The sequence below is a fragment of the Pseudomonas stagnisoli genome, assembly GCF_048595745.1.
Lineage (GTDB): Bacteria > Pseudomonadota > Gammaproteobacteria > Pseudomonadales > Pseudomonadaceae > Aquipseudomonas > Aquipseudomonas alcaligenes_A.
In genome coordinates, this window is sequence record NZ_CP184361.1 from 1,883,619 (window position 1) to 1,899,169 (window position 15,551).

14 protein-coding genes and 1 pseudogene are annotated in these 15,551 nt (G+C 66.2%); 3 read left to right on the top strand and 12 right to left on the bottom strand.

Annotated elements, in window-relative coordinates:
- Positions 1-331 precede the first annotated feature (331 nt).
- The 5 genes from ACOAPY_RS09095 to ACOAPY_RS09115 are packed head-to-tail and all read right to left on the bottom strand — an operon-like array spanning position 332 to position 5,879.
- Entirely contained in the window at positions 332-2,122 is a 1,791-nt protein-coding gene (locus ACOAPY_RS09095) for an N-acyl-D-amino-acid deacylase family protein (RefSeq protein WP_465156322.1), read from the bottom strand.
- A complete protein-coding gene (locus ACOAPY_RS09100; protein WP_465156324.1) occupies positions 2,119-2,859 on the bottom strand; it encodes a sulfite exporter TauE/SafE family protein in 741 nt (246 codons plus the stop codon). Before ACOAPY_RS09100 ends, ACOAPY_RS09095 begins: the two co-directional genes overlap by 4 nt.
- The gene (locus ACOAPY_RS09105; RefSeq protein ID WP_465156326.1) at positions 2,859-3,641 is read right to left on the bottom strand and encodes an SDR family NAD(P)-dependent oxidoreductase; all 783 of its coding nucleotides are present in this window, start codon (positions 3,639-3,641) and stop codon (positions 2,859-2,861) included. The genes ACOAPY_RS09100 and ACOAPY_RS09105 overlap by 1 nt, the downstream gene beginning before the upstream one ends.
- Positions 3,638-4,555 (bottom strand): bile acid:sodium symporter family protein, encoded by a 918-nt coding sequence (locus tag ACOAPY_RS09110; RefSeq protein ID WP_465156328.1) that lies wholly within the window; start codon positions 4,553-4,555, stop codon positions 3,638-3,640. The genes ACOAPY_RS09105 and ACOAPY_RS09110 overlap by 4 nt, the downstream gene beginning before the upstream one ends.
- A complete protein-coding gene (locus ACOAPY_RS09115; protein WP_465156330.1) occupies positions 4,536-5,879 on the bottom strand; it encodes a flavin-containing monooxygenase in 1,344 nt (447 codons plus the stop codon). The genes ACOAPY_RS09110 and ACOAPY_RS09115 overlap by 20 nt, the downstream gene beginning before the upstream one ends.
- Positions 5,880-6,028: 149 nt before the next feature.
- On the opposite strand from ACOAPY_RS09115, the gene ACOAPY_RS09120 reads away from it, so the two are divergent.
- The 3 genes and pseudogenes from ACOAPY_RS09120 to ACOAPY_RS09130 all read left to right on the top strand — a co-directional run bounded on the left by ACOAPY_RS09120 (position 6,029) and on the right by ACOAPY_RS09130 (position 9,832).
- Positions 6,029-6,997, top strand: coding sequence for an AraC family transcriptional regulator (locus ACOAPY_RS09120; protein WP_465156332.1), 969 nt, complete (start codon positions 6,029-6,031; stop codon positions 6,995-6,997).
- Entirely contained in the window at positions 6,994-7,749 is a 756-nt protein-coding gene (locus tag ACOAPY_RS09125; protein WP_465156334.1) for a spermidine synthase, read from the top strand. Before ACOAPY_RS09120 ends, ACOAPY_RS09125 begins: the two co-directional genes overlap by 4 nt.
- Before the next feature lie 348 nt (positions 7,750-8,097).
- A pseudogene (locus ACOAPY_RS09130) lies at positions 8,098-9,832 on the top strand (DEAD/DEAH box helicase).
- 41 nt (positions 9,833-9,873) lie between these two features.
- Here the strand turns inward: ACOAPY_RS09130 and ACOAPY_RS09135 are convergent.
- The 7 genes from ACOAPY_RS09135 to ACOAPY_RS09165 all read right to left on the bottom strand — a co-directional run bounded on the left by ACOAPY_RS09135 (position 9,874) and on the right by ACOAPY_RS09165 (position 15,437).
- Positions 9,874-10,275: a hypothetical protein gene (locus ACOAPY_RS09135; protein ID WP_465156336.1), complete on the bottom strand. Its 402-nt coding sequence runs from the start codon at positions 10,273-10,275 to the stop codon at positions 9,874-9,876.
- A gap of 63 nt (positions 10,276-10,338) precedes the next feature.
- On the bottom strand, positions 10,339-10,542 hold the full coding sequence (locus tag ACOAPY_RS09140; protein ID WP_076428526.1) for a hypothetical protein: 204 nt from the start codon (positions 10,540-10,542) through the stop codon (positions 10,339-10,341).
- 75 nt (positions 10,543-10,617) lie between these two features.
- Positions 10,618-11,385, bottom strand: a complete 768-nt coding sequence (locus tag ACOAPY_RS09145; RefSeq protein ID WP_465156338.1) for a DODA-type extradiol aromatic ring-opening family dioxygenase — start codon at positions 11,383-11,385, stop codon at positions 10,618-10,620.
- A 99-nt stretch (positions 11,386-11,484) separates the two neighbouring features.
- Positions 11,485-12,711, bottom strand: coding sequence for a transporter substrate-binding domain-containing protein (locus tag ACOAPY_RS09150; RefSeq protein WP_465156340.1), 1,227 nt, complete (start codon positions 12,709-12,711; stop codon positions 11,485-11,487).
- Between the two features lie 92 nt (positions 12,712-12,803).
- A complete protein-coding gene (gene htpX / locus ACOAPY_RS09155) occupies positions 12,804-13,679 on the bottom strand; it encodes a protease HtpX (protein ID WP_076583564.1) in 876 nt (291 codons plus the stop codon).
- 88 nt (positions 13,680-13,767) lie between these two features.
- Complete coding sequence (locus ACOAPY_RS09160) at positions 13,768-14,220, bottom strand: hypothetical protein (RefSeq protein WP_076583561.1); 453 nt, start codon at positions 14,218-14,220, stop codon at positions 13,768-13,770.
- Between the two features lie 5 nt (positions 14,221-14,225).
- Positions 14,226-15,437, bottom strand: a complete 1,212-nt coding sequence (locus ACOAPY_RS09165; protein ID WP_076428534.1) for a pyridoxal phosphate-dependent aminotransferase — start codon at positions 15,435-15,437, stop codon at positions 14,226-14,228.
- Between the last annotated feature and the right edge of the window lie 114 nt (positions 15,438-15,551).

Below are 15,551 nucleotides of genomic sequence, written 5' to 3' on the forward strand. Positions count from 1 at the left end.
GCATGTTAACTCCGCGCAGCGTGGCTGGTCAGCCGATAAGCGCGATAGAGCGGTTGAATCGACAGGAAGGGGCGCCCGCCGCGGCCGGCCAGCCGGCGAATACTCGGCTGCCGGCAGGGCGGCCGCGAGCGGGTGCTGAACCGGTGCGCTGGGCAGCGTTCCGGGAGACGGTGCTCTTGGCGGCACCTGGTGAATGGCGAGGGTTTGGCCCTCTCCCTAGCCCTCTCCCGTAAACGGGAGAGGGGATGGTCCTTGGTTAGTCGTTGGCTTCGTAGCCCGGATGCAATCCGGGAGGCAGGCCGCTCCGCTCCCGGATTGCACCCAGGCTCAATCAGGCGGTGGCGGGCTGCAGCGCGCCTGCGGGCGCCGAGCGCGGCAGTACGTCGCGGGCCGGCAGGAAGCGGCCGTAGCGCTTCGCCTTGCCGAGGTCGTCCGGGTATTCCTGGCCGCGCTGGTAGGCGATGTGTCCGTTGATCAGGGTCAGCTCGACTGCCGCGTCGTTGCGTTTGACCACCCGCACCAGGCCGAGCACTTCCATCGGCTCCTCGGCGATGGCGTCCAGCTCCGCAGTCAGGCCCTCGGGGTTGACGATCACCAGGTCGGCGCGGTCGCCGACGCGGATATAGCCGGCGTCCACGCCGATGAAGTCGGCCAGCTCGCCGCTGCAGCGGCGCACCGCCTGGCCCAGTTCCATGAAGGGCGCGCCGGCCAGCTGCGCATCGCGCACGTACTTGAGGAAGCGCAGCGGGAAGTTGTACTGGGCGATGGAGCGCAGGTGCGCGCCGGAATCGGCGAAGCCGGGGTGGGTCCAGGGGCTGGCCAGCAGCTTGCGCATGATCGGCTCGCGCTGGTTGCCGTAGCAGGTGGTCCACTTCAGCGCCTCGCGGTACTGGCAGGCCAGCTCGAAGTAGGCGTCCACCGCGTCCAGGCCACGGGCCTCGCCCAGTTGCTTGAAGTTCTTGCCGACCAGCGAGGCATCCGGGCACTCGGTCACCCAGCAGTCGGAGAAGTCGCGGTGCCACAGGCCCTTGGTGAGGATGGCCTTGACCTGTTTCTTGAACAGGGCGCGGAACTCCGGTTCCTTGACCTTGGCGTAGAGCTCGTCCGGATCCTTGATGTTGCGCAGGATCTCGCCGGCGCCGAACTCCTCGAAGGCGTTCACGTTGAGCCCTTCCAGGCGCAGGGTGAAGGGCGCCGGCAAGGTCTGCCAGCGGAAGTGGCCGCGCAGCACTTTGTTGGCCAGCCAGCCGGAGAGGCGGGTGAAGCGGTGCAGCAGCGGCTGCGACTTGAGGTCCAGCGCGGTGAGCATGGTGCACTTGAGCGGCTTTCTGAACCAGCCGTGGGCCTGCCAGAGGAAGGCGAACACGTTGACCTTGGTCACCGCGTTCGGCGCGCCCTGCAGCACCGCGCCACGGCGGCGGAGGATGGCGAACAGGCGGGAGAACTCCTTCCAGCTGGCGAAGGTCGAGGGCAGCGGGCTGGACCAGGCGCGGTCGCCGTCCATCTTGTCCAGCCGCGTGGTCATCACCGACAGGCCGATGCAGCCGGCGTCCAGCGCTTCCTCCAGCAATTGCTCCATGCGCGCCAGCTCGGCCTCGCTCGGCGTGATCTTCTGGGTGGCGCGCTCCAGGCCCATCACCGCCACGCGCAGCTCGGAGTGGCCGAGGAAGGAATTGACGTTCGGCCCCAGCGGCAGCTGCTCGTAGAAGGCGCGGTAGCCGGCGGCGTCGCGCCAGCTCTTCTTCTCCTGCAGGATCGGCAGCACGTACTCGCGCGGCACCGCCTCGACGCGGGTGAACAGGTCCGAGCAGTCCTCCGGCTCGGCCAGCACCATGCTGATCGAGCAGGAGCCGATGGTCACGCTGGTCACGCCGTGGCGCACCGACTCCTTCAGCGCCGGTGCGGCGATCACCTCGGCGTCGTAGTGCGAGTGGATTTCCAGGAAGCCCGGGGTGACCCACTTGCCGGCGGCGTCGATCACCTGCGCGCAGCCGCTCTCATCCAGCGGGCTGAGGCTGAGCACGTCGATGCGGCCGTCGCGTATGCCGACATGGCGGACCGCGCCGGGGGCGCCGCTGCCGTCGAAGTACAGGCCGTTCTTGATGATGATGTCGTAGCTCATGCGAGTCTCCAGGGGGCCAGCAGCAGGGTGCCGGTGAGCAGCAGCAGGCAGTAGATGGCGATGCGGAAGTGGCGCTCGTCAAAGCGTCGGTGCAGGCGTTCGCCCAGCCACACGCCGAGCAGCAGCAGCGGGGCGTAGCTCGCCACCTGCGGCAGGGCCGGTAGCAGGCGGCCGTCGAGCAGGAAGGCGAGGGTGAGCAGGCTGTTGAGGCTGAACCAGACGCTGACCAGGGTGGCGCGCAGGCGCGCCTTGTCCAGCGCCGTGCCGGCCAGGCCGTAGACCAGCAGCGGCCCGCCCGAGGCGAACAGGCCGTGGCTGAGGCCGGCGCCCAGGGTGATGATGCGCGTCAGCCAGGCCGGGCGCACCGGCAGCGCCTGGGCATGGCGCAGGCGCCACAGCTCGCGCCCGGCGAACCACAGGATCAGCGCGCCGAAGCCGGCCTTCAGTGCCTGGGTGTCCAGGTGCGGCAGCAGCCAGTAGCCGAGCAGGGTGCCGGCGAGCATGCCGGGCAGGATGGTGCCGAGCAGCAGGCGGCGGTCGATCAGGCGCCAGTGGCGGCTGACCAGGTAGCCGGTCATGCCGATGTTCAGCGGCACCAGCACCGGCAGCAGCTGGTCGATGGGTAGCAGCAGGGCGCCGAGCGACAGGGCGATGACGATGCTGCCGAAGCCGGTGATGGCCTCCAGGGTGTAGGCCAGCAGGATGAAGGCGCCCAGCGCATAGGGTGCATAGGCCATCAACCCATCTCCCCGGCGAAACGCCGGCTCATCTGCCGGTAGTACAGCGCCGGCGCCAGGCGCCAGAGCAGGCTGGCCAGCCAGCTGCCACGGTCGGGGAACAGGCGCTCGCGGCGCTGTTCCAGGCCCTTGAGGATTTCCTCGGCCATCCAGTCGGCGCCGCGAATCCTGCCGATGGTCGAGCGCGCGTGGCCGGCCGGCTTGCCGTCGGCGCCCAGGGCGTTGCGGTCGATCGGGGTGTCGAGGAAGCTTGGGTAGACCATCAGCAGGCCGACGCCGTCGCGCGCAAGCTCCGCGCGCAGCACCTCGAAGGCCTGGCCCAGCGCGCTCTTCGCCGCGCAGTAGCCGGCGCGGCCGAGCACCGGCATCCAGCCGGCCATCGAGCCGATGGCGGCGACCTGGCCACGGCTCTCGCGCAGCAGGCCGGCAGCGGCCAGAGTCAGCTCCAGCGGCGCGTGGTAGTCCACCGCCATGACCTTGCGGAACACGCCGGGGTCGGTACGCAGGGTCGGCGAGCGGTGGGTGATACCGGCGTTGTTGATCAGCAGGTCGAGGCGACCGAAGGCCGTACGGCAGGTCTCGACCAACTGGCCGTGCAGGGCCGCGTCGGTGATGTCGCCGGCCAGCGCCTGTACCCGTGTGCTGCCCAGTTCGGCCACCCGCGCGGCCAGGCCGGCGGCGTCGATATCGGTGAGCAGCAGGTCATCGCCACGGGCGTGGCAGGCCCGGGCCAGCGCCCAGCCGAGGCCACTGGCGGCGCCGGTGATCAGCACCGTGCTCATGGCGTGGCCTCCCCGGCGGGCAGGGCGAGTGGGGCGCGGCGCGACCAGTACAGGGCCAGCAACAGCCCGGCCAGCAGCTGCCAGCAGCCCCAGAAGGCGGCGATCAGCAGCATGCCGCCGGCCTGCGGGAAGAAGGTGAAGATCAGCGCCATACCCAGCGCCGAGTTGTGGATGCCGGTCTCCAGGGTCACCGCGCGCACGTCGGCCTCGGACAGGCGCCACAGCCGGGCACACAGGTAGCCCAGGCCCAGGGCCATGGTGTTGAGGGTGACCACCAGCCAGAAGAACAGGTGGAAGTGCTCGATGAACTGCTCGACGTTCTTCACCAGGGCGCCGCCGACGAAAGCCAGCAGCACCAGCAGGGAGAAGTGCCGCAGCGGCTTCTCCAGCTTGCGCGCGAGGTGCGGGCGACGCTTGCCCAGGGCCATGCCGGCGACCATCGGCAGGATCAGCACCAGCACCACCATGGCTAGCAGCTCCACCGGGTCGACGCTGATGGTGGTGAGCAGGGCGCGGGTCTCGGGGTTGAGCCCGGCGTAGAGGGCGAAGTTGAGTGGGGTGAAGATCCCGGCCGTGAGGCTGGACACCGCGGTGACGCTGGCGGACACGGCGACATTGCCGCGCGCCAGCCAGGTCATGATGTTGGAGAAGGTGCCGCTGGGGCAGGTGGCGACCAGGATCATGCCCAGGGCCAGGTGCGGGTCGATCGGCAGCAGCACGGTCAGGCCGCAGGTGGCTGCCGGCAGCAGCAGGAACTGCACCAGCATGCCGATCGCCGGCGCCTTGGGCGCACGCAGGATGCGCCTGAAGTCATCGGCGCGCAGCTCCAGCGACACGCCGAACATCATCAGGGCGATGATCGCGTTGAGGGCGATCATCGCCACTGGCGAGAACTCAAGATTGACGTTGGGCATCGAACCGCTCCTCGGGTTGGCTGACGGCGGCGAGGTCGCGGCGCAGCTCGGCGATGTGCGCCTTGAGTGCGGCGCGGTAGCTGTCCTTGTGCACGTAGTAGGCCATGCGCGGCAGCTTGAGGTAGGCGTAGCCTCCGTCCAGGCGCTGGCTGGCGCGTTGCGCGATGGTCTGGCGCAGGCGTGCCGCCGAGGCGCTGCGGCGCTGCTGCTGAAGGATCGCCAGGGCCACCAGTTCGGCCTGCTCGGCGCGGCCCTGCCAGCCCAGGCCCGAGGCCTCGATCATGCCGAGCATGAACAGGTCATCGTGCTGCGGGTGGAACACGTTGAGGTAGAGCTGCGGGGCGTCGGCTTGCGGCGGCCAGTTCAGCTCGGCGCGGTCGATGAAGGGGTAGTCGAGCTTGTATCCCGTGGCCTGCAGGATCAGGTCGTACTCGGCGCGCTCGCCATTGGCAAAGGTCACGTGCTGGCCGTCTACCGCTTTGATGTCGCCACGCGGCTGGATATCGCCGTGGCCGATATGGTGCAGCACCAGCGAGTTCATCACCGGGTGCGACTCGTACAGGCGGTAGTCCGGGTCGGGCAGGCCGTACTGCGAAGGCTTGCCGAGCAGGGCGCGCACCAGCAGGCCGTCGACCAGCTGCTTGAGCCGGCGTGGCAGCTTGACCGCGCCGCCGAAGGTATCGGTGGGCTTGCCGAGGATGAACTTGGGCAGGAAGTGGTAGCCACGACGCACCGACAGGTCGACCGAGCTGGCGCGGTGCACGGCATCCACGGCGATATCGCAGGCCGAGTTGCCACAACCGATCACCAGTACGCGCTTGCCGGCGAAGATCTCGGCGCTCTTGTAGGCGCTGGAGTGCAGCAGTTCGCCGGCGAAGCGGCCGGGCAGGGCCGGCTGGTTGGGCGTGTGCAGGGTGCCGTTGGCGATCAGTACGCCGTCGAACTGCCATTCGCGCTGCACGCCCTGGCGTTCGCTGACCAGGCGCCAGCCCTGGTCCAGGCGTTCCAGGCGCACCACGCGGGTGTCGAACTGGTAGTACTGGCGCAGGCCGAAGTGGGTGGCATAGTCGCGGAAGTACTGGCCGATCTGACGGTGATGCGGGTAGGGCGGCACGTCGTCCGCCATGGGGAACTCGTCGAACGCCGTGGTGCCCTTGGACGAGATCAGGTGTGCCGATTCGTACAGCGTGCTGTGCGGGTTGGCGAAATCCCACAGGCCGCCGACATCCGAATGCAGCTCGAAACCGACGAAGGGGATACCATGGCGCTGCAACTGGCGCGCAGCGGCCAGCCCCATGGGGCCGGCTCCAATGATGGCATGCATGCAAGGCTCTCTCTCTATGGGCTGCGCTGCGCAGGCGTGGTACAACGCGCACCTGTCACGCTCAGCCTCGTTATTCGAGCCCAGCATAGGCAGTCATCCTCGTGCCGTAACGGCTCAATCAGGACCTCCTCCGGTTAATTCGGGACCCCATGAGCAACACGCCCTCTGTCACCGTCCATTACGCCCAGGCCATCCTCCAGGCCGCCGAGCGCCTGGCCCTGCCGTTGCCGGCCGAGCTGCGCGAGCCGAGCCGCGAGGCGCGCATTCCGCTCGCGCGCCAGGACGAGCTGTGGGAGGCCTTCTGCGCGGGCGCCGGCGATCCGCTGATCGGCCTGCGCCTGGGCCATGCCCTGCAGGTCGGCCACCTGGACATGGTCGGCGCGCTGCTGATGAGCTGCGAGACCCTGGGTGAGGCGCTGGAGGCACTGCTGGAGTACTACCCCATCGTCGGCGAGGGGGGCGAGTTCACCCTGGAAGCGGAGGGCGATCTGCTGTGCCTGGCCTATCTGCCGCACTATCAGGTGCGCCGCGAGGAGCGCGTGGAGGCGGTGCTGGCCAGCCTGGCGCACATGAGTGGCTGGATCACCGGCGAGCGGGTGCGGCCCCGGCAGGTGCGCTTCGCCCACGCGCCGCGTGCCGAGACGCCACGATACGACGAGCTGCTCGGCTGCCCGCTGGCGTTCGACGCCACGCACAACGCGCTGCTGTACGACCGTGCGGATCTCGCCGTGCCGCTGATCCAGGCCAACGCGCTGATGCGCGAGCACCTGCGCGGCCTGGCCGACAGTCTGCTCGAACGCCTGGGCCAGCAGAGCCTGGCCGCCCGTGTGCAACAGCTGCTGCGCGCCCAGCCGCGCTGGGGCAAGGAGCGTATCGCCGAGCAGCTGGAACTGAGCGGCCGCCATCTGAACCGCAAGCTGGGCGAGGAGGGCACCAGCTTCAAGCTGCTGCGCGACCAGGTGCTGCACCAGATGGCCGAGCAGCGCCTGCGCGAGTCGCCACGGGTGGCGGAAGTGGCGGAGGGGTTGGGTTTCTCTGACGAAAGCGCATTCGCCAAGGCTTTCCGGCGCTGGAGCGGCATCACGCCGGGGCAGTTCCGCCAGGGGCTCGGCCAATGAGCGACCTGCGCGAGGAAATTGTGCTGGAAGAGGTGCGCGACGCCTGGGGCGTGATCCGTGTGCTGGAGGTGGGCGACTACCGCTTCCTCGAGTTCGGCGAAGCCATCGAGCAGAGCTGCACCTATACCCGCGATCCGGCCTGGCTGGAATACGACTACACCCGCGCCATGCTGCTCGGCGCGCTGTGCCACGAGGCGCCGGAGAACGCCCTGTTCCTCGGCCTCGGCGGCGGCACGCTGACCCAGGCTTGCCTGAAGTTCCTCGAGCTGGAGGACGTCGAAGCCATCGAACTGCGTCCGGATGTCCCGCGCCTGGCCATGCAGTACCTGGGGCTGGCCGATGATCCGCGCCTTTACGTGCGCATCGGCGATGCCCTGGAGCTGCTCGATAGCGCCGAGAGTTGCGACCTGCTGTTCGTCGATCTCTATACCGACACCGGCCCGGCACCCGGGCACCTGGCCTGGACATTCCTGGAGAACTGCCAGAAGCGCCTCAGCCCGGGCGGCTGGCTGGTGATCAACCAGTGGGGCAACGACGACGGCAAACCACTGGGCGCGGCGCTACTGCGTGGCCTGTTCCACCGCCATTACTGGGAGATTCCGGTGAAGGAGGGCAACGTCATCCTGCTGGTGCCGGCCGATCTCGACCAGCCGCTGAATTTCGATGCCTTGACGGCGCGTGCCGAGGCCCTGGCGCCGCGCCTGGGCTATTCGTTGCAGCCGCTGCTGGATGTGCTGCGCCCGGCCAGCTGAGTGGCCTTTCCCCTCTCCCCGCAGGAGAGGGGAAAGGGGTGAGGAGCTTTCAGGCCTCAGGCGCCTGCAGCGACATCCGGCGAGGGTGTTACACACCTGAATCCAGGCCTGTCGTCGGTAGTTACACCTGTCTCGGCAAAAATCCTGCCATATCGTCAGCATTTTCCTGTATGATTCGCGCCCGGCCAAAACTGGCCCCGTCAATTTTTCACGAAGCTTGGCTTCGCTGCTGGTTCGCGCTGCGGACTACCCTTGACGTTTCATCCATCACGTTTTCGCAACTACCCGCTGATTGGCTGCCAGGGTGACCCAAAAGGTCCTTCACGGCGCGCGCAGCCTTTTTTGTTCCTGGGTTTTTGCGGATGCACATAGAGGCAGACCCATGACTCAGGAAGTAACCGGCACCTTTGCCGACCTCGGCCTTCATCCCTCCATTCTCGCCGCGCTGACCGCGGTCGGATACGAAGAGCCTTCCCCCATTCAAGCCCAGGCCATCCCGATGATCCTCGCCGGTCACGACATGATCGGCCAGGCCCAGACCGGTACCGGCAAGACCGCCGCCTTCGCCCTGCCGATCCTGTCCAAGATCGACCCGGCCAAGCGCGAGCCGCAGGCCCTGATCCTGGCGCCGACCCGCGAGCTGGCCCTGCAGGTGGCCACCGCCTTCGAGACCTACTCCAAGCAGATGCCGGGCGTGAACGTCGTTGCCGTCTACGGCGGCGCGCCCATGGGCCCGCAGCTCAAGTCCCTGCGCATGGGCGCGCAGATCATCGTCGCCACTCCGGGGCGCCTGGTCGACCACCTGAGCCGCAACGATCAACTGCTGTCGACCATCCGCCACCTGGTGCTGGACGAGGCCGACGAGATGCTCAAGCTCGGCTTCATGGATGACCTGGAAGTGATCTTCCAGGCCATGCCGGCCAGCCGCCAGAGCGTGCTGTTCTCCGCGACCCTGCCGCACTCGATCCGCGAGATCGCCGAGAAGCATCTGCGCGAGCCGAAGCACGTCAAGATCGCGGCCAAGACCCAGACCGTGTCGCGCATCGAGCAGGCGCATCTGATGATCCACGCCGATCAGAAGATCAACGCCGTGACCCGCCTGCTGGAAGTCGAGGACTTCGACGCGCTGATCGCCTTCGTGCGCACCAAGCAGGCCACCCTGGACCTGGCCGCCGCGCTGGAAGCCAAGGGCTACAAGGCCGCCGCGCTGAACGGCGACATCGCCCAGAACCAGCGTGAGCGCGTGATCGAGTCGCTGAAGGACGGTCGTCTGGACATCGTGGTTGCCACCGACGTGGCTGCCCGTGGTATCGACGTGCCGCGCATCACCCACGTGCTCAACGTCGACATGCCGTATGACCCGGAATCCTACGTGCACCGTATCGGCCGTACCGGCCGTGCCGGTCGCGAAGGCCGCGCCCTGCTGCTGGTGACTCCGCGCGAGCGGCGCATGCTGCAGGTGATCGAGCGCGTCACCGGGCAGAAGGTCGGCGAGGTCAAGCTGCCCAACCCGCAGCAGGTGCTGGATGCCCGCATCAAGAAGCTCACCACCAGCCTCACCCCGCTGACCACCGATGCCGAAGCCAGCCATGGCGACCTGCTGGATCGTCTGGTTGCCGACATCGGTTGCAGCCCGCGTGCCCTGGCCGCAGCCCTGCTGAAGAAGGCCACCGGTGGTCAGGCCCTGGACCTGGCCAGCGTCGAGCGCGAGCAGCCGCTGGTGCCGAGCGCCGGTCCGGCCCGCGAGCGCCGTGAGCGCGACGGCGACCGCCCGGAGCGTTCCTACGATCGCGGTGAGCGTGGTGAAGTCCGCGAGCGTCGCCCGATGGCCGCGCCGAGTGAAGGCAAGGCCCGCTGCCGTACCGCGCTGGGCGCGCGTGACGGTATCGCGGCGAAGAACCTGCTGGGCGCCATCCTCAACGAAGGCGGCCTGCAGCGCGACGCCATCGGCCGCATCCAGATCCGCGAGACCTTCAGCCTGATCGAGCTGCCGGAAGACGGCCTCGATCGCCTGCTCGGCAAGCTGAAGGACACCCGCGTTTCCGGCAAGGCCCTGAAGCTGCGTCGCTATCGCGAGGACTGAGTCCTGCCGCTGTGAGAGAGCCCCGCTTGTGCGGGGCTTTTTTATGCACGGTGCTTGCGTCGGTCGATGAGCACCGCGATGGCGGCCAGCAGAATGGCCAGGCTGTAGGCGAACAGGCCGAGGTTGATGCCGAAGATCATCTTCTCCGAGCCGTCGGACAGCACCATGGAGCCGTCATAGTGGTCGCGCAGGGCGTAGGCGACGAGGAAGCCGCCGGTAACGAAGAGGGTGATCAGGCTGCTCAGGCGGATCTCGCTCCTGAGCCAGACCAGCCACATGCTGAAGGCGCCCAGGGCGCAGTTGGTGGTCAGCTGCCAGACCTCATGCAGGCGGGCATGGGGTGTCCAGTGCGGGTTGAACACGTGACTGGCGTTGATTTCGAAGATGGGCACCACCACGGCGTAGAAGGCGATACCGACTGTGACCAGTAGCTTGGCGAACATGGCGACGCTTCCCTATCCCTGAAGGTGCCACCACTCTAACCAGGCATTGGGCGAAAGCCCAGTTCAGGCGCGCTTGGGCTCCATCTGCTCGCGCACGCTGCGCAGGTCGCAGGCGTCCTGGTTGAGCAGGTGGATGACGTTGAGCAGCTGCTGGCGCAGCACCTCGTCGCTGGTCCGCTCGGCGGCGCGCATCACCGTCAGGGCGGCGTCCTCGTTGTGGCTGGCGACCAGATCCAGGGTCTTGCGGAGGGTGCGTGTGGTGCGCATGTCTGACGGCCTTGCTGGAAAACTGCCGGCAGCATAGGTGAAGGCTATTTCCTTTTTATTTCAGCAGCTTGCCCGTCAGTCGAAGCGATAGACATCCATCCCCAGCGCGCCATAGGTGAAGCCGCTGTGCACCAGGCTGAAGTGCTCACCGGCCCCCAGGGCGAAGAACAGCGGCAGCAGGTGTTCGTCGCTGGGGTGGTTGCGCACGGCGTGCGGTGCCTGACGGCGATAGTCCAGCAGGGCAGCACGGTCGTCCTGGTGCAGGCGCTCCACCATCCAGTCGCGAAACTCGCCGGCCCAGGGGGTGATCACCTCCGGGTCGGCGCGCCAGTTCAGCTCGCCCAGGTTGTGAGTGATGCTGCCGGAGCCGACCAGCAGCACGCCCTGCTCGCGCAGGCTGCGCAGGGCCTGGCCAACCCTCACTTGCAGGGCCGGGCCGGCATGACTGGGCAGGGACAGTTGCACGACCGGAATGTCGGCATCCGGGTACATCAGCATGAGCGGTACCCAGGCACCATGGTCGCGCGGGCGCTGCTCGTCGAGTTCCGTGGGCAGTTCTGCATCGATGAGCAGCTGGCGAACCTGCTGCGCCAGTTGAGGCTCCCCTGGCGCGGGGTACTGCACGGCATACAGCTCGGCGGGAAAGCCGCCGAAGTCGTGCCAGGTGCGCGGCTGCGCGGCGTTACCGACTCTTAGTTCGTAGCTTTCCCAGTGAGCGGAAACCACCAGCACCGCGCGCGGGCGTGGCAGCGCCGCAGCCAGCAGGGCCAGGGCGGGGCCGCTGGCACCTGGCTCGAGGGCGAGCATGGGGGAACCGTGGGAAATGAACAGGCTGGGCAGCATGGCGTTCTCCGGGTGTGGGTCGCCATTTTCTTGAATTGTTATGTTGATTAATAACTCAGTTTTTTTGGCGATAACATCTATTCAATCGATGGTTGGCCTTCAGGGCAGGTTGTCACCGAAGGCCGTCTCTATGTTGACGCCCAGGCTGATCACGCCCAGAAACTGGCCATTCAGGGGGTCGTACAAGGGAGCGGAAGCCTTGCTCTGGAAGTTCTGGGTCGAGCCGTCGTATTGGATGTCGCTGATGTGCACGTCGCCTGGCTTCAGGTCTCTGGCTTGCTTGAAATCAAGCTCATCTCCCTGCCAATAGTCACTGGTCGTCTCACTGCTGGCCACTAGTTCCCCATTGACGGCGCTGATGAACAGTTCGTTGAACAGGGGCTGGTATAGGTTCGCGATGCCTTTCAGCAGGCTGGATGGCTTGCTGCTCAGCACGCTGCGGATCAGAGGCTTTTCATCCAGCAGCAGTTCGCCTCGCCATTGCTGGTCCAGTCGGTCAATGCTGTCCTGGCTATTGCCTTGCTGCTGTTTGTCTCGCAGGGCCTGAAGCAGGTCGGGATGGTAGGCCCAGCGGTCGATGTGCTGGCTGATCAGCTGATGAAGATAGGTCTGCTCTTCGTCGCTCAGAGGGGTGCCGGGCGGAGCGCAGCTCTCTACCTGTTGGTTGAATGTTTTCAGGAAGTCAGGCTGTTCGTCCAGAAAGGAGCGCGAGAAGTAGACACCCAGCGGTGAATAGCGCACGAAGCGTTGGAGTAACGGGCGCTGCCAGTGCTTCTGTGGCGGCAGGCTGTCCATGACATGGCTGTCAGCCAGCAGCAGGTCGATACGTCCACGGTGTAGCAGGTCGACCAACTGCTCCAGGCGCGTGACCTTCTGCGCCACGGGAATGCCGCGTGCCTCCAGCCAGGTCAGGCTGTTGCTGCCAAGCACGCTGCCGATGCGCAGATGGCGATCCCAGATGGGGCGGTTCAGAACATGTGGGTCCAGGGCGTACCAGTACCACTTCTCAACCAGTAATGGCGCGGAGAGTTCGGCATAGCCGTCTACCTGGCTGTCGGGCGCGGAGCTGAAGAAGCCATCCGCAGTGCGCTGGCTCACGTTGTGCCTGGCCCGGCTCAGGGAGGTCAGCTTGATGTCATAGGGGCGTTGGAGTCGGTCGAAGATGCATTGCAGTACGTCGACGGAAAGGCCCCGCAGCTCGCCTTTCATCACGACTTGGTAGGGTTCTTCTGCACTGGTGTTGAGACGGACGGGCAGGGTGTCGGCTGTTTCCGCATTGGCCCAGCTGGTCAGCAGTAGAAGGCCGATGAGTAGGCGACTGGACATGAAGATCTCAAGTGCGTCGGGCTTGTCTCCAGTCTAGGCGGCGGCAAAGAAAAAAGGCGACCGGAAGGTCGCCTTTTCACCGAAGCCTGAGATCAGCCGCGACGACGCAGGGCCTCGATGCGGTCTTCCAGCGGCGGGTGGGTCATCAGCAGGCCGGCCAGACCGTTTTTCAGGCCACCGTTGATGCCGAAGGCGGTCATGCTGCTGGGCATGTGCACCGGCACGCCCTGTTCGGCACGCAGGCGCTCCAGGGCAGCGATCATGGCGCCGGTACCGGCCAGGCGGGCGCCGGCGTCATCGGCCTTGAACTCGCGACGACGGGAGAACCACATGACGATGATGCTGGCCAGGATGCCCAGTACCAGCTCGGCGAAGATGGTCGCGACAATGTAGCCGATACCATGGCCTTCGCCCTCGTTCTTGAGGATCACACGGTCGACGAAGTTGCCGAAGATGCGCGCGAAGAACATCACGAAGGTGTTCACCACGCCCTGGATCATGGCCAGGGTGACCATGTCGCCATTGGCAACGTGGCCGATCTCGTGAGCCAGGACGGCACGCACTTCATCGGGCGAGAAGCGTTCCAGCAGCCCCTGGCTGACCGCCACAAGGGCGTCGTTCTTGTTCCAGCCGGTGGCGAAGGCGTTGGACTCGTAAGCCGGGAAGATACCCACTTCCGGCATCTTGATGCCGGCCTCGCGGGACAGCTCCTCGACGGTCTGCAGCAGCCACTGCTCATGGCGGGTGCGCGGCTGGGTGATGATTTCGGTGCCGGTGCTCATCTTCGCCATCCACTTGGACAGGAACAGCGAGATGAAGGAGCCGACGAAGCCGAACACGGCGCAGAAAGCCAGCAGGCTGCCGTAGTTCTGGCCGGTGAAGCGATCGACCCCGAGCAGCTGCAGGGTGACGCTGGCGATCAGCAGCACCGCCAGGTTGGTGGCCAGGAACAACACGATACGCATCATGGTGGAAAGCTTCTCCTCAGGCGAGAGACGGTCTAAGTATGCGAGCTATATAAGGTTGGCCCGCCGCACCTTCAACCGAGGCACTATTTCAAACTATGTCGCTGGCCTGATTCAGAGCGCTTTCGAACAGCTGGCGAGTAAGGCGCGCGACCTTTTCGCTGTTGTGCTGGGCCAAGGCTTCGCGCAGTTGCCAGGCCAGGGTGGCATGAACGCGGCGCACGCTGGGAGGTAGGGCGTCGCCCTGGGGCAGGGCATGGGGTATGGCGCGTGACAGGCGCAGGAAGCCCTTCTCGGTGAGCACAGCCTGGTCCAGCGCATCGTAGGCAATGGTCGACTCGAAACGCAGGTAGCCTTCCTCTGCCAGCCACAGCAGCGCACCCAGGCAGGCCTGGTGGCGCTTGCTGGGCAGGCCGAACTCGTCGGGTTCCTCGCGGCCGATCAGGTCTTCCACATACAGCGCCACCTTGCGCGGGAAGGCCTGATAGAGCAGCAGCAAGCCGCTGGCCGCATCCTTGTAGAACTCGTCGATCTGCAGATCCATGCGGCTTACTGGCGGTAGGACTTGAGGAAGTTGCCGATGCGCCCGATGGCCTGCTCCAGGTCGTCGACGCGCGGCAGGGTGACCACGCGGAAGTGATCCGGCCATGGCCAGTTGAAAGCGGTGCCCTGGACGATCAGGAGTTTCTCGGACAGTAGCAGGTCGAGGACGAACTTCTCGTCGTTGTGGATCGGGCAGACCTTGGGATCGATCTTGGGGAAGGCGTACAGCGCGCCCATCGGCTTCACGCAGCTGACCCCGGGGATGTCGTTGAGCAGCTCCCAGGCGCGATTGCGTTGCTCCAGCAGGCGGCCGTTGGGCAGCACCAGGTCGTTGATGCTCTGGTAGCCGCCGAGCGCGGTCTGGATCGCGTGCTGGCTCGGCACGTTGGCGCACAGGCGCATGTTGGCCAGGATATCCAGGCCTTCGATGTAGCTCTGAGCCTTGTGCTTGGGACCGGAGATGGCGACCCAGCCGGAACGGAAGCCGGCTACGCGGTAGCTCTTGGACAGGCCGTTGAAGGTCAGGCACAGCACGTCCGGCGCCAACGAGGCGGTGGAGATGTGCTGGGCCTCGTCGTAGAGAATCTTGTCGTAGATCTCGTCGGAGAACAGCACCAGGTTGTGCTGGCGTGCCAGTTCGACGATGCCTTCCAGCACTTCCTTGGAATACACGGCGCCGGTCGGGTTGTTCGGGTTGATCAGCACGATGGCCTTGGTGTTGCTGGTGATCTTGGCCTTCATGTCGGCGAGATCGGGGAACCAGCCGGCCTGCTCGTCGCACAGGTAGTGCACCGGCTTGCCGCCGGAGAGGGCCACCGCAGCGGTCCATAGCGGGTAGTCGGGCGCCGGAATCAGCACCTCGTCACCGTTGTTGAGCAGTGCCTGCATGGCCATCACGATCAGCTCGGAGACGCCGTTGCCGAGGTAGATGTCCTCGATGCCGACGCCTTCCACCTGCTTCTGCTGGTAGTACTGCATCACCGCCTTGCGCGCACTGAACAGGCCCTTGGAGTCGCTGTAGCCCTGTGCGGTGGGCAGGTTGCGGATGACGTCCTGGAGGATTTCCTCCGGCGCCTCGAAACCGAACGGCGCCGGGTTGCCGATATTCAGCTTGAGGATGCGGTGGCCTTCCTCTTCCAGGCGTTTGGCGTGCTTGAGCACTGGCCCGCGGATGTCGTAGCAGACGTTGGCGAGCTTGTTCGATTTGCTGACCTGCATGATGCTTATGTCCCGATGCGAATCGCCGCGCTGTAATGCGGCAGCCAGACTGGCGTCCAAAGAGGGACGCATGATACGTGCGGCCAGAAGCCCGGAAAAGGGACCGGTCGGGCT

Excerpts from the sequence above, each read along its gene's own strand:
- ACOAPY_RS09095 (WP_465156322.1), bottom strand. The coding sequence starts at position 2,122 with ATGAGCTACGACATCATCATCAAGAACGGCCTGTACTTCGACGGCAGC.
- ACOAPY_RS09140 (WP_076428526.1), bottom strand. The coding sequence starts at position 10,542 with ATGCGCACCACACGCACCCTCCGCAAGACCCTGGATCTGGTCGCCAGC.
- ACOAPY_RS09105 (WP_465156326.1), bottom strand. The coding sequence starts at position 3,641 with ATGAGCACGGTGCTGATCACCGGCGCCGCCAGTGGCCTCGGCTGGGCG.
- ACOAPY_RS09120 (WP_465156332.1), top strand. The coding sequence starts at position 6,029 with ATGAGCAACACGCCCTCTGTCACCGTCCATTACGCCCAGGCCATCCTC.
- ACOAPY_RS09150 (WP_465156340.1), bottom strand. The coding sequence starts at position 12,711 with ATGTCCAGTCGCCTACTCATCGGCCTTCTACTGCTGACCAGCTGGGCC.
- ACOAPY_RS09165 (WP_076428534.1), bottom strand. The coding sequence starts at position 15,437 with ATGCAGGTCAGCAAATCGAACAAGCTCGCCAACGTCTGCTACGACATC.
- ACOAPY_RS09135 (WP_465156336.1), bottom strand. The coding sequence starts at position 10,275 with ATGTTCGCCAAGCTACTGGTCACAGTCGGTATCGCCTTCTACGCCGTG.
- ACOAPY_RS09145 (WP_465156338.1), bottom strand. The coding sequence starts at position 11,385 with ATGCTGCCCAGCCTGTTCATTTCCCACGGTTCCCCCATGCTCGCCCTC.
- ACOAPY_RS09160 (WP_076583561.1), bottom strand. The coding sequence starts at position 14,220 with ATGGATCTGCAGATCGACGAGTTCTACAAGGATGCGGCCAGCGGCTTG.
- htpX (WP_076583564.1), bottom strand. The coding sequence starts at position 13,679 with ATGATGCGTATCGTGTTGTTCCTGGCCACCAACCTGGCGGTGCTGCTG.
- ACOAPY_RS09100 (WP_465156324.1), bottom strand. The coding sequence starts at position 2,859 with ATGGCCTATGCACCCTATGCGCTGGGCGCCTTCATCCTGCTGGCCTAC.
- ACOAPY_RS09110 (WP_465156328.1), bottom strand. The coding sequence starts at position 4,555 with ATGCCCAACGTCAATCTTGAGTTCTCGCCAGTGGCGATGATCGCCCTC.
- ACOAPY_RS09125 (WP_465156334.1), top strand. The coding sequence starts at position 6,994 with ATGAGCGACCTGCGCGAGGAAATTGTGCTGGAAGAGGTGCGCGACGCC.
- ACOAPY_RS09115 (WP_465156330.1), bottom strand. The coding sequence starts at position 5,879 with ATGCATGCCATCATTGGAGCCGGCCCCATGGGGCTGGCCGCTGCGCGC.